Source organism: Streptomyces durocortorensis (assembly GCF_031760065.1).
In the GTDB taxonomy this organism is placed as follows: domain Bacteria; phylum Actinomycetota; class Actinomycetes; order Streptomycetales; family Streptomycetaceae; genus Streptomyces.
On record NZ_CP134500.1, the window covers coordinates 5,642,142 to 5,660,257 of the forward strand.

Here is an 18,116-nt window from a genome sequence, read left to right on the forward strand (position 1 = left end):
GGGCTCAACTAACGCTCCTGCTGGTGAGTGGGGCCGAGATGGATACTGCCGGTCGACGGGCCGTTGTTGGCCTGCCGACCCTGCTGGATGCCCCGGCGGAGATTGGTGAGACGACCGCGTACGTCATCGGGCGCACGCGAGACCTGTGGTCCGGACTGGTGATTCTGCTGCTGAGCCGTCCCCGGAACCAAATTGGCGCGGGGAACCCGGCGGGGCAGCCCGGATGTGGTGACCCCGCCGGCGGCGGGCTTCTTGACCCGCTCGGCCTGTCGTACGAGTTCGTCGTTGGGCGAAGCGCGCCAGGAGCTGGTGACCGGGGCGTCGTCCGCACCGCGCTGAGGAAGCGGCGGAACGGGTGCGCCGGTGGGCTCCGGAGCCGCGGGTGCCTGCGGCTCGGCGGACTGCTGGCCGCCCTGTCCCGGACCGTGGAACCAGTTGGTCTCCAGGGTGTCGTACAGCGGCGTACGGCCGTCCCCGGGACCGGCGGGCGGCAGGGCCTCCGGCTGCTGGGGCTGGACCGGCAGCGCGGGACGGCGCGGCGTCTCGCCCGCCGGACGCGGCGCACCGAAGTCGTTGCCGTCCAGGCCGCGCTGACGCGGCGCGGGCGGCTGCTGACCCTGGTCGTACGCGCCCGGGTTCTGCTGGTCCTGGTTCTGCTGGAGCGGGACGCCGAAGTCGGGCCGCGCGAACTGCGCGGTGCTCGCCGGGTCCTGGCCCTGCGGGCTCTGCTGCGGGTACGGACGACCCTGCGGCGCCGAGAAGTCGGGCCGGGCGAACTCGGAGGTCGCGCCGGGACCCTGGTGGTCGTCCAGCGGCTGCCGCTGGTTCCGCTGGTCGCCCTGGGCGCCGAACCCCTGGTCCTGACCGGGTTCCGCCGGCCGGGCGAACTGCCCCGTCGCGTCGTGCTCGTCGTGACCGCGCGGCGCGTCGGCGCCCCAGCTGGTGGTCGCCGGGCGCTGCGGCTGCGGGTTGCCCCCGGGCAGCTCGGCACGCGGACCGCCGGGCGGCGGCAGCTGACGGCCGGGGCCGCCGGGCTGCTGGAATCCGCCCGGCTCCTGGCGGGGCTGCTGGGCCTGCTGGTTCTGGGGCGCGCCCGGGCCCTGCTGGTTCTGCTGGGCCTGCTGGTTCTGCGGCGCGAACTGGTTCGTACGGCCGTTCTGGCCGGGGGCGGCCGGAGCGCCGTGACCGAACAGGTTCGGCTGGCCCGCGTCGTTACGGCCCTGGGCGTCACCCTGGCCACCCTGAGGACCGCTGTGGGCACCGCCCTGGCCGCCTCGGGCGCCGAGCCGGGCGCTGTTGCCGAAGGCGCCGGAGAGGCCGCCGCCCTGGCGCTGCGGTTCCTGGCCCTGGGCCGGGAAGTCCTGGCCGCGGCCGCCGTTGTTCGGCTGTCCACCGTTCTGCGGGCCCTGCGCCCGGCCCGGTCCGCTGTCGCGGGCGGGCAGGGCCGCCCGCGGACCCGAGCCCGCGCCGACCTGGCCGCGCTGCGCGCCCGGCCCGGAGCCGAGGCCCTTGGACCCCGGTCCGCCGGGGCCGCCGCCGAGGCCCGGACGCTGGCCGTTGCCCGCGCCGTTGCCCGCGAGCAGGCCGCCGGGGGCGCCGCCGGGCTGCTGGCCGGAGCCCTGCTTGGACGGCGGCTGCTTGCCGCCGTGCGCGACGTCGACGGGCAGCATGACGAGTGCCGTCGTACCGCCGGAGTCGGAGGGGCGCAGCTGGATCCGGATGCCGTGACGCAGCGACAGCCGGCCGACCACGAACAGACCCATGCGGCGGGAGACCGAGACGTCCACGGTCGGCGGCTGCGCGAGCCGCTCGTTGATCGCGGCGAGGTCCTCGGGGGAGAGGCCGATGCCGGTGTCGTGGATCTCGACGAGCACGCGGCCGTCGGGCAGCGCGTGACCGGTGACCCGGACCTTCGTCTGCGGCGAGGAGAACGACGTGGCGTTCTCCAGCAGCTCGGCGAGCAGGTGCACGAGGTCGTTGACGACGCGTCCGGCGACCTCGGTGGCGGGCACCGCGGACAGCTCGATGCGCTCGTACTGCTCCACCTCGGAGGCGGCGGCGCGGAGCACGTCGACCAGCGGGACGGGGCGGGTCCACCGGCGGCCCGGCTCCTCGCCCGCGAGGACGAGGAGGTTCTCGCCGTTACGGCGCATACGGGTCGCGAGGTGGTCGAGCTTGAAGAGGGAGGAGAGCTGGTCCGGGTCGGCCTCGCGGGACTCCAGTTCGGAGATGAGTGAGAGCTGACGCTGGATGAGGCCCTGGGAGCGGCGCGAGAGGTTGGTGAACATCGCGTTGACGTTGCCCCGCAGAAGGGCCTGCTCGGCGGCGAGGCGGACGGCCTCGCGGTGCACGTCGTCGAAGGCCGCGGCCACCTGGCCGATCTCGTCCCGGGAGTGCACGCCGACGGACTCGACGGAGGTGTCGACGTCCTGCGGGTCGGTCTCGGAGAGCTGCTTGACGAGCTCGGGCAGCCGGTCCTGGGCGACCCGGGTGGCGGTGTCCTGGAGGCGGCGCAGCGAACGGATCATGGAGCGGGCCACCACGAAGGCGCCGACGAGCGAGACACCGAGCACGATGAGGATGACCGCACCGTTGATGATCGCGTCGCGCTGGGAGGCCTGCCGCAGCTCACGGGCCTTGGCCTCCATGTCGCTGAGGAGGGTGGCCTCGATGGTCTCCATGGCCTTGATCTTGATGGTGCTCTGGTCGTACCAGTCCAGGTACGACCGGACCAGCTTGCCCTCGATGTCGTTCGTGGTGTTGAGGACGCGCTTGGCGTACATGTTCCCGGCGTTGATCTCCGGGTTCCCGTTGTCCAGGGACGTCATGAGCTCTTCGGCGCTCTCGCCGGTCGTCCCGTAGATCGTCTTGAACGAGCGGATCGCCCGGTCTTCCTTGTCGAGCGCGTTCTTTCCGAACTGCCGGTCGTTCGGGTTCATGTGCGGGTCTTTGACCTGGCCGCCCGGGAGCGCCGCGGCGATGATCGCGCGCTGCACCGAGGCGTATTCCTTGGCGGAGGAGAACGCCGCCAGGGCCCGGGTCCGCTTGATCATCTCCGGGTTGCTGGTCGCCTGGGCCATGTCCTGCGAGAGACTCAGCAGCGAGGTGATCAGCTGGCTGTACTGGTCGATGGTGTTGAGGCTCGGCGTGTCCTCTTCGTACGCCGTCTTGCGGATCGTACGGATGTGGCCGAGCTGGGAGGCGATCGCCGAGATGCTCGCGTGGATGCTCTCCAGCGCCTCGTCGCCCTCGGAGTCACCGATCGAGTCGGTCTCGTTCAGGAAGGCGTCGGTGGCCCGGTCGGTCTTGTCCCGGGGGCCGGTGACCTTGTAGTCGGTCGGCTTGGACTTGTTGGACAGCGGACCGGCCGACTGGTCGCGCTCGACCTGGAGCGCCTGGGCGAGCGTGGTCGCCTGCTTGGTCATCTTCGTCAGCAGCTGCATGTGCTCCAGCTGCTGCATGTCGTTCATCGACTCCTGGATCCGCAGACCGCCGAGGCTGGTCGCGGCGACGACCGGGAGGGCGAGGAGCGAGACCAGTCGCGTACTGATGCGCCAGTTACGGAGCGCTATTCGCGAGCCCGTGTCGACCGGGCCGCGGGAGGAGGCGGACGTGTTCGGCTCCGCACCGCCGCCCGTCGTGGAGCCCGGGCGCTGCGCACGGTCGCTGTTGTCGCCGGCACCGGCCGGCCCGGGGTTCTGGGCGTGCTGGGGCGAGGAACCGCGGTCGGTCCCGCCGCGCGGCTCCTGTTCCGCCGGAGCGCTGCCATCCCTCTTGAAACGTCCCTGCACTAGCGTCGCAACCTCTGGACCAGGCGTTCCACCCGCGTAAACGGACAGAACGGTGTCGGCGTCGTGGGGCGCTGGACGCGCCCCCTTGATGGTCGTTGAGTGACCGGCGAACTCCCCCTCCCGCCGCCACTCGGCGCTGCGTTGCGCCCTGCGCGCCGGCACTTGAAACCCGCGGCGGTGCGTGGAATTCCAGCACAGTGCCGGATCTCCAACAAGGCCCATGTACCGGGCTGTGACCTGGGTGACACGTTGTGATGAGTGAGTAACAAGGAGTGGAGAGGGATCGTGAGTAAAGCGGACTATTGGGGACGAGTCCCTTAGGGGTGGGGGGTGTCCCAGTCGCGATGATCAGGAGCGGAATAGTGGATTCAGTGATGCAATGTCCGTTTCCTGTGCCGTGGTCAGCTGTCCGGAATGGGCTAATTGTCGATTAGTTCGTGAGCAAACTCACATGATGATCGTCGCCTCATCCCGGCTTCGGCGGGGAACCGGATGTTTAGCCTGACGCTTTACTGGGATGGCGAATCCGACAAGCCGGCGCCGCCGATGCGGCGCCCGTACCGAACAGGGTCCTGACGGCAGATGAAGACGACGACGATGTTCCGCAACATTGCCAACCCCCGGCGTACCACGCTGGCGCACCTCAAGGACGCCCAAGCGCTGCAGACGCCCCTCCAGCCGGAGCACGCCGCCGACCTGCCCGCCGTGACGGCCAACCCGCGCCGCACCATCCTCATGGACGCCCCGGTCACGGTCGCCCGGTAGCGGCCCCGCGATGGGCGAGGCTGTGCCCCTCATCGGCGCCAGCGCCTCGCCCGGCCCGGATCGCCCCGTCACGCCGCCCCGCAGGCACGCTCGCGGCGTTGGCCAAACGCCCTGGTAGCCCCGCTACAAGGGCCTTCGGCCGCCTTGCGATCGCACGCACTGGACGACACTCCTTTCGGGGCGATCCGCGCCGGGCGAGGCGCTAGCCTGGAGCGTCAGTCTTCAGTCAGCCAGCAAGTGAGGGGCGACAGCATCCCGTGCGCATCGCCAGGTTCTCCATCGACGGCAATGTCGCCTTCGGCGCCGTCGAGGGACAGGGCACCGTGGAATCCGGTGACCTCGTCCTCGACATCATCAAGGGCATTCCGTACGCCGACTTCGAGCTCTCGGGCACCAAGGTCCCGCTGAACAAGGTCCGTCTGCTGCCCCCCGTGCTCCCCAACAAGGTCGTGGCCGTCGGCCGCAACTACGCGGAGCACGCCGCCGAGCTCGGCCACGAGGTTCCCGAGGCGCCGATCACCTTCTTCAAGCCCACCACCTCGGTGATCGGCTCCGGCGACGCGATCGAGTACCCCTCCTTCTCCAGCGAGCTGCACCACGAGGCCGAGCTGGCCGTGGTCATCGGGCGTATGTGCCGCGAGGTCCCCCGCGAGCGCGTCAAGGACGTCGTCTTCGGCTACACCTGCGCCAACGACGTCACCGCCCGCGACGTGCAGAAGCGCGAGAAGCAGTGGGCCCGCGCCAAGGGCTTCGACACCTCCTGCCCGCTGGGCCCCTGGGTGGAGACCGACGCGGACCCCCACGACCTCACTATCCAGGCGACGGTCAACGGCGAGCAGCGACAGCTCGGCCGCACGAGCGACATGGTCCGCTCCGTCGAGGACCTGATCGTCCACATCACGGAGGCCATGACACTCCTCCCGGGCGACGTGATCCTCACCGGGACCCCCGCAGGGGTCGGCCCCCTGCACGTCGGCGACGAGGTCGCCGTCACCATCGAAGGCATCGGCACTCTCACCAACAAGGTGATCAAGCGTGGCTAACGCACCTGTCCGTGTACGTTTCTGTCCCTCCCCGACCGGCAACCCCCACGTCGGCCTGGTCCGCACGGCGCTGTTCAACTGGGCCTTCGCCCGGCACCACCAGGGCACCCTGGTCTTCCGGATCGAGGACACCGACGCGGCGCGCGACTCCGAGGAGTCCTACCAGCAGCTGCTCGACTCGATGCGCTGGCTGGGCCTGGACTGGGACGAGGGCCCCGAGATCGGCGGCCCGCACGCCCCCTACCGCCAGTCGCAGCGGATGGACCTGTACAAGGACGTCGCCGAGAAGCTGCTCGCCGCCGGGTACGCCTACGCCTGCTACTGCACCACCGAGGAGCTGGACACCCGCCGCGACGCCGCCCGCGCCGCGGGCAAGCCGTCCGGTTACGACGGCCACTGCCGCGATCTCACGGCCGAGCAGAAGGCGGCGTACGAGGCCGAGGGCCGCAGCTCGATCGTCCGCTTCCGGATGCCCGACGAGGCCATCACCTTCACGGACCTGGTCCGCGGCGAGATCACCGTCCAGCCGGAGAACGTCCCGGACTACGGCATCGTCCGCGCCAACGGGGCCCCGCTCTACACGCTGGTCAACCCGGTCGACGACGCGCTGATGGAGATCACCCACGTCCTGCGCGGCGAGGACCTGCTCTCCTCCACCCCGCGCCAGATCGCCCTGTACCGGGCGCTCATCGAGCTGGGGATCGCCAAGGACACCCCCGCCTTCGGCCACCTGCCGTACGTCATGGGCGAGGGCAACAAGAAGCTCTCCAAGCGTGACCCGCAGGCCTCCCTCAACCTGTACCGCGAGCGCGGCTTCCTCCCCGAGGGCCTGCTGAACTACCTCTCGCTGCTCGGCTGGTCGATCGCCGAGGACCGTGACATCTTCTCGGTGGACGAGCTGATCGCCGCGTTCGACATCAAGGACGTCAACGCCAACCCGGCCCGCTTCGACCTCAAGAAGTGCGAGCACATCAACGCCGAGCACATCCGCATGCTGGATGTGAAGACCTTCACCGAGGCCTGCGGCCCCTGGCTGAAGGCCCCGTTCGCCCCGTGGGCCCCGGAGGCCTTCGACACGGAGAAGTGGACGCGGATCGCCCCCTACGCCCAGACCCGGGTCACGGTGCTCTCCGACATCACCGACAACGTCGACTTCCTCTTCCTGGACGAGCCGGTCGACGACGAGGCCTCCTGGGCCAAGGCGATGAAGGGCGACCCGGCCGCGCTCCTGACCACGGCCCGCGCCAACCTGGAGGCGGCCGACTGGGGCGACCCGGAGTCGCTGAAGAACGCCGTCCTCACCGCCGGTGAGGCCCACGGCCTCAAGCTCGGCAAGGCCCAGGCCCCGGTCCGCGTCGCCGTCACCGGCCGCACCGTCGGCCTGCCGCTCTTCGAGTCCCTGGAGATCCTGGGCCGCGAGAAGAGCCTGGCCCGGGTTGACGCCGCCCTGGCCAAGCTGGCCGCGTAAAGCGACAGGACAGCCCGGGAAGGGCCGCAGCCGACCGGCTGCGGCCCTTCCCGGCTTTCCGCTCCGAGGCGGCCGCCGGGCGGCTACCGTGACGTACATGCCGATCCGAGCCGTGCTCTGGGACATCGACGACACGATCTTCGACTACACGGGTGCCGACCACGCCGGCATGCGGCTCCACCTGGAGAGCGCGGGACGGCCCGAGGCGTACGCGTCGGTCGACGAGGCCCTCGCCGCCTGGAGGGAGATCACCGCCGTGCACTGGGCGCGCGTCGCCGCCGGGGAGACGGACTTCACCGGCCAGCGCCGGGACCGGGTGCGGGACTTCCTCTCGCGGCCCATGACGGACGCCGAGGCCGACGCCTGGTTCGCCGGCCACCGGGTCCACTACGAGGCCGCCTGGGAGCTCTTCCCGGACGTGCTGCCGGCCCTGGACCGGCTGGCCCCCGACTACCGCCACGCGATCCTCTCCAACTCCAGCGCCCACCACCAGCACCGCAAGCTCACCGCGCTGGGCGTCCGCGACCGGTTCGAGGCGATGGTCTGCGCCGTGGAGCTCGGCATCTCCAAGCCCGAGCCCGGAGCCTTCCACGCGGCCTGCGAGGCACTCGGGCTGGAGCCCCACGAGGTGGCGTACGTGGGGGACGAGCCGGACATCGACGCGAGCGGGGCCGTGGCCGCCGGACTGACCGGCATCTGGCTCGACCGGCGGGGCCGGGGCGGAAGGCCGGATCTCCTGACGATCACCGGACTCGACCGGCTACCCGGGCTGCTGGCAGGCAATACCCGTTTTGGAGCGCCGGACACCTTCGGGTAATGTTCTTTCTGCGCCGCCCGAGCGGGACGGAAGATCCGACCGGGAAGCGCAGACAGAAGTGAAGCCCCCTCCAGGGGTTGCATTTCAGTGGGCTATGGTGTAATTGGCAACACTACGGTTTCTGGTACCGTCATTCTAGGTTCGAGTCCTGGTAGCCCAGCGCAACACCAAGCAGTAACCAGCAGTACGAGCAAGACAAGCCCCCGTTGTGTAGCGGCCTAGCACGCTGCCCTCTCACGGCAGTAGCGCCGGTTCGAATCCGGTCGGGGGTACAGATCCTTCCCGCGGGAACGTCCGGGTCGCACCCACGTTCTCGATGCAGGATCGCTAGGGCCCCCGTTGTGTAGCGGCCTAGCACGCTGCCCTCTCACGGCAGTAGCGCCGGTTCGAATCCGGTCGGGGGTACTTGTCCCACCATGGGCTATGGTGTAATTGGCAACACTACGGTTTCTGGTACCGTCATTCTAGGTTCGAGTCCTGGTAGCCCAGCGCAAGTCAGCAGTAACCACGCCCCCGTTGTGTAGCGGCCTAGCACGCTGCCCTCTCACGGCAGTAGCGCCGGTTCGAATCCGGTCGGGGGTACAACAGAGCAGTACGGAAAGGCCCTTCACCTCGGTGGAGGGCCTTTCCGCTGCCGTCTTCGTCCGTGTCACAGACCGTACCGGCGGGCCGACTCCTCACTCTGCGCCAGCCGCCGCAGCGACGTCAGCAGCGGCTCGTAGAGCACCGCCGACGCGACGGCCTTCTCGACCTGCTCGGCCTCCGAGCCGTACGTCTCCATCTCGTCCAGATCGTGCACGGCGGCCTGCTCCATGATCCGGGCCTGCCGGGTCAAGTAGCCGATGTCACAGGGGTATCCGAGCCGGACCAGCGTGGCCACCGAGGCGACCAGCGACCGGTAGACGGGGGAGAGCTCACCGAGCTCCAGCGTGGTCGACCAGCCCAACTCCGCGAGCAGCGACGCCACATGGCTGCGCGCGACGGCGGTCTCCGGGGCGTCCTCGTCCGGCGCGGGCCCGTGCGGCAGGGCCCACAGAGCCGCTCCCAGGCGGATCGTGCGGCCGAGCGACTCGTCGTCCACGTGCGCGAGCACCTCGCGGGCCGTCGCCACCGGCAGCCGTCCGACCTGGATCAGCGCCCGCACCAGCCGCAGCCGCCGCAGATGCGCCTCGTCGTACTCCGCCTGCGTCGCACTGACCCGCTGCCCGGCGGGCAGCAGCCCCTCGCGCAGGTAGTACTTGATCGTCGCCGTCGAGACGCCGCTCTGCTCGCTCAGTTCCGAGAGTCGCATTCCGTGTGCCTTCCCTTGCGCCACGCCTTGGGCAGTGCGACTATCCCATCATTGGATAGCGTCACTCTCCAACGAAACGGGGTACGACATGTTCGCGAAACCGATACCGGGCCGGACGACGGCGGCGGCCGAGGGCGATGTCGTCGTCCTGCTCATCGGGATGCGCATCAACCACTTCTGGGGCGTGCACCACTGGCTGCCGGTCTTCGCCGCGATGCCGCGCATGCTGCGGGAGTTGACCAGGAGCAAGGATCGGGGACTGCTCGGCTACACGCTGCTCACCGGCTCGCCCCGGACGTACTACGTCGTCCAGTACTGGGAGTCGAAGGAGAAGCTGTACGCGTACGCGGCCGCTCCCGACATGTTCCACCGCAAGGCCTGGGCGATGATCAACCGCAAGGAGAAGAAGTCCCGTCAGCACGTGGGGCTGTGGCACGAGAGCTACATCGTGCCCGAGGGCGGCTACGAGTCCATCTACGCCGATATGCCGGCGTACGGGCTGGCCGCGGCCACCGGCGTACTGCCGATCACGGCCCGGGGCCGCAGGGCGGCGGACCGGCTCGCCCATCGGTCGGCCGCGCAGGAGTCCGGGCCGGAGCCCGGGAAGGGGAAAGCGGCTGCCACGGCGCTGGGGCGGCCTTCCGGAAAAGGGGAGGAGTAGCGGGTCACATCCCCGCGGTACGGAGGTGGGCGGAGCGTCGGCCCGTGCGGGGGCGGCGCGTCGTGCCCCGTACGAAGGGGATGTCAGCCGCTGCGGCGCAGGGCCTCGCTCAGCCGCGCTGCCGAGTCGATGACCGCCTGGGCGTGCATCCGGCCCGGGTGACGGGTCAGCCGCTCGATCGGTCCGGAGACCGAGACTGCGGCGACCACCCGGTTCGAGGGGCCGCGCACCGGCGCCGAGACCGAGGCGACGCCCGGTTCCCGCTCGCCGATCGACTGGGCCCAGCCCCGCCGCCGCACGCCGGAGAGCGCCGTCGCCGTGAATCTGGCGCCCTGGAGGCCCCGGTGCAGGCGCTCCGGCTCCTCCCAGGCCATCAGGATCTGGGCGGAGGAGCCCGCCTTCATCGTGAGCGTGGAGCCGACCGGCACCGTGTCCCGGAGTCCGGACAGCCGTTCCGCCGCTGCCACGCAGATGCGCATGTCGCCCTGCCGGCGGTAGAGCTGTGCGCTCTCACCGGTGATGTCGCGCAGGTGGGTGAGCACCGGTCCGGCCGTGGCCAGCAGGCGGTCCTCGCCCGCCGCGGCCGCCAGTTCCGACAGCCGGGGGCCGAGAATGAACCGGCCCTGCATATCCCTCGCCACCATCCGGTGGTGTTCCAGTGCCACGGCCAGTCGATGGGCCGTGGGCCGTGCGAGCCCTGTCGCCGCGACCAGCCCGGCGAGGGTGGCCGGACCGGACTCCAGGGCGCTCAATACCAGAGCTGCCTTGTCGAGAACGCCGACGCCGCTAGAGTTGTCCATACGACGATACTCCCGTCTCACTCTGTGAAACGCAAGTTCAATTTTCCGTGGAAGTTGCGAACCTTTGGGGGCGGCCGCACAACGGCTCGTAGCCACCGCCCCGCTCGGGGGTGCGGACGGAGGCGCACCGAATCTCTAGTTGGGCCGGCGAAGACGCCGGCCGGAGGGAAAGCGATGGGTAGGACACTCGCGGAGAAGGTCTGGGACGACCATGTTGTCCGGCGCGCGGAGGGCGAGCCCGACCTTCTCTTCATCGATCTGCACCTGCTCCACGAGGTGACCAGCCCGCAGGCCTTCGACGGGCTGCGCCAGGCCGGACGTCCGGTACGGCGCCTCGACCTCACCATCGCCACCGAGGACCACAACACCCCGACCCTCGACATCGACAAGCCGATCGCCGACCCCGTCTCGCGCGCCCAGCTGGAGACCCTGCGCAAGAACTGCGCGGACTTCGGCGTGCGGCTGCACCCGCTGGGCGACGTCGAGCAGGGCGTCGTGCACGTGGTCGGCCCGCAGCTGGGGCTGACCCAGCCCGGCACCACCGTGGTCTGCGGCGACTCCCACACCTCCACGCACGGCGCGTTCGGCGCGCTGGCGTTCGGCATCGGCACCAGCCAGGTGGAGCACGTCCTGGCCACCCAGACGCTGCCGCTGGCCCGCCCGAAGACCATGGCCATCACGGTCGAGGGCGAACTGCCCGACGAGGTCACCGCGAAGGACCTGATCCTGGCGATCATCGCCCGGATCGGCACCGGCGGCGGCCAGGGCTACATCCTCGAATACCGCGGCTCCGCCATCGAGAAGCTCTCGATGGAGGCCCGGATGACCATCTGCAACATGTCGATCGAGGCCGGCGCCCGCGCGGGCATGATCGCCCCCGACGCCACCACCTTCGACTACCTGAAGGGCCGCGACCACGCCCCCGAGGGCGAGGACTGGGACGCCGCCGTCGCGTACTGGAAGACCCTGCGCTCCGACGACGACGCGGTGTTCGACGCCGAGGTCGTCATCGACGCCACGGAACTGGCCCCGTTCGTCACCTGGGGCACCAACCCCGGCCAGGGCGCGCCCCTGTCGGCCAGCGTCCCCGACCCGGCTTCGTACGAGGACGCCTCGGAGCGCAACGCCGCCGAAAAGGCCCTGGAGTACATGGGGTTGACCGCGGGGCAGCCGCTGCGCGAGATCAACGTGGACACCGTCTTCGTAGGTTCGTGCACCAACGGCCGCATCGAGGACCTGCGCAACGCCGCCTCGGTCCTTCAGGGCCGCAAAGTCGCGAAAGGCGTACGGATGCTGGTCGTCCCCGGCTCGGTCCGGGTCGCGCTCCAGGCCGTCTCCGAGGGCCTGGACAAGGTCTTCACCGAGGCGGGCGCCGAATGGCGGCACGCGGGTTGCTCGATGTGCCTCGGTATGAACCCCGACCAGCTGGCCCCCGGCGAGCGCTCCGCCTCCACCTCGAACCGCAACTTCGAGGGCAGGCAGGGCAAGGGCGGCCGCACCCACCTGGTCTCGCCCCAGGTCGCCGCCGCCACCGCGGTGCTGGGCCATCTGGCCTCGCCCGCCGACCTGTCCGACACCCGTACCCCCGCCGGAGTCCGATAGCCATGGAAGCCTTCACCACCCACACCGGCCGGGCCGTTCCGCTGCGCCGCAGCAACGTCGACACCGACCAGATCATCCCCGCCCACTGGCTGAAGAAGGTCACCCGCGACGGGTTCGAGGACGGGCTCTTCGAAGCCTGGCGCAAGGACGAGAACTTCGTCCTCAACCGCCCCGAGCGCCAGGGCGCCTCGGTCCTGGTGGCCGGTCCCGACTTCGGTACGGGGTCCTCCCGCGAACACGCGGTCTGGGCCCTGCAGAACTTCGGCTTCAAGGCCGTCGTCTCCTCCCGCTTCGCCGACATCTTCCGGGGCAACTCCCTGAAGAACGGGCTGCTGACCGTGGTCCTGGAGCAGAAGGTCGTCGACGCCCTCTGGGAGCTGACCGAGGCCGACCCCAGTGCCGAGGTCACCGTCGACCTGGAGGCCCGACAGGTCCGCGCGAAGGGCATCACCGCCGACTTCGAACTCGACGAGAACGCCCGCTGGCGGCTGCTCAACGGCCTCGACGACATCAGCCTCACCCTTCAGAACGAAGCGGACATCGCGGCGTACGAGGCGGCCCGACCCGCCTTCAAACCGCGTACCATTGCCGCCTGAGCAGCGCTTTTCCACGACTGCGCCCCCTGCCTCCCGGCAGGGGGCGCAGTCGCTTGTTGAGACCCCGTCGGGCGACAACTCGCCCCAGATGGCACAATCGGTGCATGGAACGCGACAGCCAACTCAAGCTCTATGGCCAAGTCGCCGACCGATTGAAGGAAGCGCACGCGAAGGTGCGTGCACTGCAAGTCCCGGAGAGCGTACGGATGGCGCTGACCCGGAAGCTGCTGGTCGTCACGGCCGCGGCGAAGCACGATCTCCCGGACGCGGCAAGGCGTCTGGACCGGATGATGAAGGACCTCGATGAGGGCCGATTCCCCGAAGGTGACTGACACGTGGAACTGCGCATCGGTCGACTTCGTTGCGGCACTAGGGTGATTAGCCCGTTTCGTGTTTGATTTGCGGTATATATCTGCCTAACGTGCGAAAAAGCTTGAACACTTTCGTTCTGGCAATGTCTCCGAAGGGGAAGACGTGAACAAGGCGCAGCTCGTAGAAGCGATTGCCGACAAGGTCGGCGGCCGTCAGCAGGCCGCAGACGCCGTCGACGCGGTACTCGACGCGATCGTCCGTGCCGTTGTCGCCGGGGACCGTGTCTCGGTCACCGGCTTCGGCTCGTTCGAGAAGGTCGACCGCCCCGCCCGGTACGCCCGCAACCCGCAGACGGGTGAGCGCGTCCGGGTCAAGAAGACCTCGGTGCCCCGCTTCCGCGCGGGCCAGGGGTTCAAGGACCTGGTGAGCGGCTCCAAGAAGCTCCCCAAGAACGACGTGGCCGTCAAGAAGGCCCCCAAGGGCAGCCTCTCGGGCGGATCTTCCGCCGCCCGTACGACGGTGAAGGCCGCCGCCGCCAAGAAGTCGGCCGCCAAGAAGGCCACGGCGAAGAAGACGACCGCCAAGAAGGCGACCCCGGCGAAGAAGACCACCGCCGCCGCCAAGAAGGCCACCGCGAAGAAGACCACGGCCAAGAAGACCACCGCGGCCGCGAAGAAGGCGACCCCGGCGAAGAAGGCCGCGACGACCGCCAAGAAGGCCTCTCCCAGCAAGACCGCGCCCGCCAAGAAGACCACGGCGAAGAAGGCGCCCGCGAAGAAGACCACGGCGCGCAAGACCACGGCCAAGAAGGCCACTGCACGCAAGAAGTGAGACCGGGCACCCGCTCGCTCCTCACACGCGCCGGGCCGGGCTCCCCCTGGGGGAGCCCGGCCCGCGGGCTGTCCGGGCCCCGTCCGGGGTGGCCCTCAGAACGTCTGCGCGGCCCTCAGAACGTCTGCAGCGTCACCAGCGTGATCCGCAGGTCCGAGCCCGTCCCCTCGCCCTCGATCCGCACCCGCTGCCCCGGACGCAGCAGCAGCAGGCCGCCCGCGTCGAAGGCCGGGGCGTCGAAGTCCACCGGCGTGCCGTCGTCCAGCAGCACACTGCCGGTCCGGGTCTCGGGGTCGTACGTGTACGAGGTCGCCTGCATGGGCGGCAGCCTATCGGTCACGGGCCGGCGTCAGCGCGGCCATCAGGCGCGCGGTGTGCGGCCCCGCGCCCAGGGCCAGGGCAACCCGCAGATCCTCGCCCGTATCCACGTCCCTGCGCACCGAGTCGAGACCGGGCAGCGCAATTTCCACCGCCCCCGACGCCAGGTGCCGGGCGCCGGACGGGCCGCCGAAAGCCGGACGGAATTCCGCACCCCGGGTGGCGGACAGAAATGTCGTCCCGATTCCTGCGGCATCCCGAAGAAATGCGCGCGGAAAAGCGGAGGCGAAATCGAGCACCCGCGCCAATTCGTCGCCGCGCAACGCGGGCAGATCCGCGTTCAGCGCGGCCACCGGCGCGGTCGGCCGCGGCCCCCGCACGAAGCGGGCGCCGTGCACCAGCGCCGCGTTGAGCCCGGCACCCGGAGCGTCCGCCACGATCCGCGCCCCGAGCGACGAGAGCGCCGCCGCGGCCGCCGGATCGTCCGTGACGACCACCACATCCCGCACCCGGTCACAGGCCAGCGCCGTGGCCACCGTGTCCTGGGCGAACGCCAGCGCCAACCGGGGGCGCGCCTCCTCGCCCGCCGCCCGCCCCAAGCGGCTCTTGGCCCGTGCGAGCGGCTTCAGCGGAACGACCAGGGACCAGGACCCCGCCGGATCGGTGTTCGTGACGATCTCCCCCTCCGTACGCATCAGGACCCATTCTCGCCTGCCGGTACGACAACCCGGAGGGTCGGTCCCGAAGGTGAGGCGTACGGTGTTCTCGACAGAGCAGGGGCCTGGGGCGAGACTTGACCGTCGGTAGCCAAGCAGCAGGTCAAGTCAGAGAGAAAGGTGTCCTCGTGCCGCGCCGCAGAATCGGCTTCTGGTACCGCCTGGCGGCGGTTATCGCCAAGCCGCCATTGGTGGTTCTGTTCAAGCGCGACTGGCGGGGGATGGAACACATTCCAGCCGACGGCGGCTTCATCACCGCCGTCAATCACAACTCCTATCTGGACCCGCTCTCCTACGGCCACTTCCAGTACAACACCGGGCGGGTGCCGCGGCTCCTGGCGAAGGCAGGCCTCTTCCGCACCCCGTTCGTCGGGATGATGCTCCGCGGCACCGGTCAGATCCCTGTCTACCGCGAGACCACCAACGCCCTGGACGCCTTCCGGGCCGCCGTGGAGGCCATCGAGCGAGGCGAGTGCGTCGCCTTCTACCCCGAGGGCACCCTCACGCGGGACCCCGACATGTGGCCGATGGCGGGCAAGACCGGGGCGGCCCGGGTCGCCCTGATGACCCAGGCGCCCGTCATCCCCGTCGCCCAGTGGGGCGCCAACCTCGCGATGCCGCCCTACGCCAAGGAGAACAAGTTCCGGCTGTTCCCCCGCAAGACGCTCCAGGTGCAGGCCGGACCGCCCGTCGACCTCAGCCGCTTCTACGGTCTGGAGCCGACGCCCGAGGTGCTGCGCCAGGCGACCGAGGTCATCATGGCCGCGATCACCCGCCAGCTGGAGGACCTGCGCGGCGAGAAGGCCCCCGCCGAGCTCTACGATCACCGCAAAGCCCGTGCTGAACAACGGCGCAAGGCCCAGGGAAAGGGATCCACGTGACGCACCCCGTAAAAGCAGCCGTCTTCGGAACCGGCTCATGGGGTACGGCCTTCGCCGTGATCCTCGCCGACGCGGGCTGCGAGGTCACCCTCTGGGGCCGCCGCGCCGAGGTCGCCGAGGCCGTCAACACCACCCGTACGAACCCGGACTACCTCCCGGGCATCACGCTCCCGGAGACGGTCCGCGCCACCACGGACCCCGCCGAGGCCCTGCGCGACGCCGAGTTCGCCTTCCTCGTCGTGCCCTCCCAGACACTGCGAGCCAACCTCGCCGACTGGGCCCCGCACCTGGGCCCCGACACCGTCCTCGTCTCGCTCATGAAGGGCGTCGAGCTGGGCACCGCCAAGCTGATGAGCGAGGTGATCGCGGACGTCACCAAGGTCTCCGCGGACCGCATCGCCGTCGTGTCGGGACCCAACCTCGCCAAGGAGATCGCCGAGCGCCGCCCGGCCGCCGCCGTCGTCGCGTGCGCCGACGAATCCGTCGCCCAGCGCCTCCAGACCGCCTGCCACACCCCGTACTTCCGGCCGTACACCAACACCGACGTCGTCGGCTGCGAGCTCGGCGGCGCCGTCAAGAACGTCATCGGGCTCGCCGTCGGCATCGCGGACGGCATGGGCCTCGGCGACAACACCAAGGGCTCCCTCATCACCCGGGGCCTCGCCGAGACCACCCGCCTGGGCGTGGCCATGGGAGCCGACCCGCTTACCTTCTCCGGACTCGCGGGCCTGGGTGACCTGGTGGCCACCTGCTCCTCGCCGCTCTCGCGCAACCACACCTTCGGCACCAACCTCGGCCGGGGCATGACGCTCCAGGAGACGATCGCCGTCACCAAGCAGACTGCCGAGGGCGTCAAGTCCTGCGAATCGGTCCTCGACCTGGCCCGCCGGCACGGGGTCGACATGCCCATCACCGAGACCGTCGTCTCGATCGTCCACGAGGGCAAGTCGCCGGTCGTCGCCGTCAAGGAGCTGATGTCGCGGAGTGCCAAGGCCGAGCGACGCTGACGTCTCCTTTACCAGCAGGTACGCTCATCGCGATATGAGCAGCGAGAACCTCCCCCAGAGCCCTGAGCGCGCCGAGAGCCCTGAGCAGCAGCGCCGCAAGCCCCGCGTGGCTGTCGTGTTCGGCGGCCGCAGCTCCGAACACGGCATCTCGGTCGTCACGGCCGGCGCCGTCATGAAGGCCATCGACCGGACCAAGTACGACGTCCTGCCGATCGGCATCACGACGGACGGCCGCTGGGCGCTCACCGCGGACGAGCCCGAACGCATGGCCATCACCGAGCGCAAGGTCCCCGACGTGGCCCAGCTCGCCGAGTCCACCGACGGCACCGTCGTGCTCTCCGTGGACCCCGGCAGCCGCGAGGTGCTCTACAGCGAACCCGGCTCCGTGCCCAAGGCGCTCGGCGAGGTCGACGTCGTCTTCCCCGTGCTCCACGGCCCGTACGGGGAGGACGGCACCCTTCAGGGCCTGCTCGAACTCTCCGGTGTGCCCTACGTCGGCGCGGGCGTCCTCGCCTCCGCCGTCGGCCAGGACAAGGAGTACATGAAGCGCGTCTTCCTCTCCTTCGGGCTGCCGGTCGGACCGTACGAGGTCGTCCGCCCCCGCGAGTGGGACCGCGACCCGGGTGCCGTCCGCAAGCGGATCGTGGAGTTCGCCGGTGAGCACGGCTGGCCGCTGTTCATCAAGCCCGCGCGCGGCGGTTCGTCCATGGGCATCACCAAGGTCGACGACCTCTCCGGCCTCGACGAGGCGATCGAGGAGGCCCGCCGCCACGACCCCAAGTTCCTCGTCGAGTCGCTGCTGCGCGGCCGCGAGATCGAGTGCGGGGTGCTGGAGTTCGAGGACGGACCGCGCGCCAGCGTGCCCGCCGAGATCCCCCCGGTCACCGCGCACGATTTCTACGACTTCGAGGCCAAGTACATCGACTCGGCCGCCGGTCTGGTGCCCGCACCGCTCACCGAGGAGCAGACCGCCGAGGTGCAGCGGCTCGCCGTCGCCGCCTTCGACGCCACCTCCTGCGAGGGCCTGGTGCGCGCCGACTTCTTCCTCACCGAGGACGGCACCTTCGTCATCAACGAGATCAACACCCTGCCGGGCTTCACCCCGATCTCGATGTACCCCCGCATGTGGCAGGAGAGCGGCGTCAGCTACCGGGAACTGGTCGACCGGCTGATCCAGGCCGCGCTCACCCGCTCCACGGGACTGCGCTGAGCGACCG

General features: G+C 70.1%; 17 protein-coding genes and 5 tRNA genes. 17 read left to right on the forward strand and 5 right to left on the reverse strand.

Going from position 1 to position 18,116, the window contains the following annotated elements:
- Positions 1–8: 8 nt before the first annotated feature.
- On the reverse strand, positions 9–3,791 hold the full coding sequence (locus RI138_RS25000) for a sensor histidine kinase (protein WP_311121705.1): 3,783 nt from the start codon (positions 3,789–3,791) through the stop codon (positions 9–11).
- A gap of 582 nt (positions 3,792–4,373) precedes the next feature.
- Between RI138_RS25000 and RI138_RS25005 the strand changes: the two genes are divergently transcribed.
- From RI138_RS25005 to RI138_RS25045, 9 genes are all read left to right on the forward strand, one after another.
- The gene (locus RI138_RS25005; protein ID WP_096626273.1) at positions 4,374–4,556 is read left to right on the forward strand and encodes a hypothetical protein; all 183 of its coding nucleotides are present in this window, start codon (positions 4,374–4,376) and stop codon (positions 4,554–4,556) included.
- A gap of 257 nt (positions 4,557–4,813) precedes the next feature.
- Positions 4,814–5,599 (forward strand): fumarylacetoacetate hydrolase family protein, encoded by a 786-nt coding sequence (locus RI138_RS25010; RefSeq protein ID WP_311121706.1) that lies wholly within the window; start codon positions 4,814–4,816, stop codon positions 5,597–5,599.
- The gene (gltX, locus tag RI138_RS25015) at positions 5,592–7,067 is read left to right on the forward strand and encodes a glutamate--tRNA ligase (protein WP_311121707.1); all 1,476 of its coding nucleotides are present in this window, start codon (positions 5,592–5,594) and stop codon (positions 7,065–7,067) included. Before RI138_RS25010 ends, gltX begins: the two co-directional genes overlap by 8 nt.
- A 97-nt stretch (positions 7,068–7,164) precedes the next feature.
- Positions 7,165–7,884, forward strand: a complete 720-nt coding sequence (locus RI138_RS25020; protein ID WP_311121708.1) for an HAD family hydrolase — start codon at positions 7,165–7,167, stop codon at positions 7,882–7,884.
- An 88-nt stretch (positions 7,885–7,972) separates the two neighbouring features.
- Positions 7,973–8,044, forward strand: a tRNA-Gln gene (locus RI138_RS25025).
- A 39-nt stretch (positions 8,045–8,083) separates the two neighbouring features.
- Positions 8,084–8,156: transfer RNA gene (locus RI138_RS25030), tRNA-Glu, on the forward strand.
- 60 nt (positions 8,157–8,216) lie between these two features.
- A tRNA-Glu gene (locus RI138_RS25035) sits at positions 8,217–8,289 on the forward strand.
- Positions 8,290–8,301: 12 nt separating this feature from the next.
- A tRNA-Gln gene (locus RI138_RS25040) sits at positions 8,302–8,373 on the forward strand.
- 20 nt (positions 8,374–8,393) lie between these two features.
- Positions 8,394–8,466 (forward strand) — tRNA-Glu (locus RI138_RS25045).
- A 67-nt stretch (positions 8,467–8,533) separates the two neighbouring features.
- Here RI138_RS25045 and RI138_RS25050 read toward each other — a convergent pair.
- The gene (locus RI138_RS25050) at positions 8,534–9,175 is read right to left on the reverse strand and encodes a MerR family transcriptional regulator (protein ID WP_311121709.1); all 642 of its coding nucleotides are present in this window, start codon (positions 9,173–9,175) and stop codon (positions 8,534–8,536) included.
- A gap of 88 nt (positions 9,176–9,263) precedes the next feature.
- Between RI138_RS25050 and RI138_RS25055 the strand changes: the two genes are divergently transcribed.
- Positions 9,264–9,836, forward strand: a complete 573-nt coding sequence (locus RI138_RS25055; RefSeq protein ID WP_311121710.1) for a DUF4188 domain-containing protein — start codon at positions 9,264–9,266, stop codon at positions 9,834–9,836.
- An 83-nt stretch (positions 9,837–9,919) separates the two neighbouring features.
- Here RI138_RS25055 and ndgR read toward each other — a convergent pair whose 3' ends face one another.
- On the reverse strand, positions 9,920–10,636 hold the full coding sequence (gene ndgR, locus RI138_RS25060; protein ID WP_026237628.1) for an IclR family transcriptional regulator NdgR: 717 nt from the start codon (positions 10,634–10,636) through the stop codon (positions 9,920–9,922).
- Positions 10,637–10,810: 174 nt separating this feature from the next.
- On the opposite strand from ndgR, the gene leuC reads away from it, so the two are divergent.
- From leuC to RI138_RS25080, 4 genes are all read left to right on the forward strand, one after another.
- Complete coding sequence (gene leuC / locus RI138_RS25065) at positions 10,811–12,238, forward strand: 3-isopropylmalate dehydratase large subunit (protein ID WP_311121711.1); 1,428 nt, start codon at positions 10,811–10,813, stop codon at positions 12,236–12,238.
- 2 nt (positions 12,239–12,240) lie between these two features.
- Positions 12,241–12,834, forward strand: coding sequence for a 3-isopropylmalate dehydratase small subunit (gene leuD / locus RI138_RS25070; RefSeq protein WP_311121712.1), 594 nt, complete (start codon positions 12,241–12,243; stop codon positions 12,832–12,834).
- A 104-nt stretch (positions 12,835–12,938) separates the two neighbouring features.
- Complete coding sequence (locus RI138_RS25075) at positions 12,939–13,166, forward strand: SCO5555 family protein (RefSeq protein ID WP_026291031.1); 228 nt, start codon at positions 12,939–12,941, stop codon at positions 13,164–13,166.
- Positions 13,167–13,308: 142 nt separating this feature from the next.
- Positions 13,309–13,977, forward strand: a complete 669-nt coding sequence (locus RI138_RS25080; protein ID WP_096626286.1) for an HU family DNA-binding protein — start codon at positions 13,309–13,311, stop codon at positions 13,975–13,977.
- 115 nt (positions 13,978–14,092) lie between these two features.
- On the opposite strand, the gene RI138_RS25085 is transcribed toward RI138_RS25080, so the two are convergent.
- Both RI138_RS25085 and cofC read right to left on the reverse strand, forming a co-directional pair.
- On the reverse strand, positions 14,093–14,296 hold the full coding sequence (locus RI138_RS25085; protein ID WP_311121713.1) for a hypothetical protein: 204 nt from the start codon (positions 14,294–14,296) through the stop codon (positions 14,093–14,095).
- Positions 14,297–14,306: 10 nt separating this feature from the next.
- Positions 14,307–14,990: a 2-phospho-L-lactate guanylyltransferase gene (gene cofC, locus RI138_RS25090; protein ID WP_096626456.1), complete on the reverse strand. Its 684-nt coding sequence runs from the start codon at positions 14,988–14,990 to the stop codon at positions 14,307–14,309.
- Positions 14,991–15,139: 149 nt separating this feature from the next.
- Between cofC and RI138_RS25095 the strand changes: the two genes are divergently transcribed.
- From RI138_RS25095 to RI138_RS25105, 3 genes are read left to right on the forward strand one after another with little or no spacing between them, the layout of a single operon-like run.
- Entirely contained in the window at positions 15,140–15,892 is a 753-nt protein-coding gene (locus RI138_RS25095; protein WP_096626290.1) for a lysophospholipid acyltransferase family protein, read from the forward strand.
- A complete protein-coding gene (locus RI138_RS25100; protein ID WP_311121714.1) occupies positions 15,889–16,899 on the forward strand; it encodes an NAD(P)H-dependent glycerol-3-phosphate dehydrogenase in 1,011 nt (336 codons plus the stop codon). Before RI138_RS25095 ends, RI138_RS25100 begins: the two co-directional genes overlap by 4 nt.
- Positions 16,900–16,933: 34 nt before the next feature.
- Positions 16,934–18,109, forward strand: a complete 1,176-nt coding sequence (locus RI138_RS25105) for a D-alanine--D-alanine ligase family protein (protein WP_311121715.1) — start codon at positions 16,934–16,936, stop codon at positions 18,107–18,109.
- The last annotated feature ends 7 nt before the right edge of the window (positions 18,110–18,116 follow it).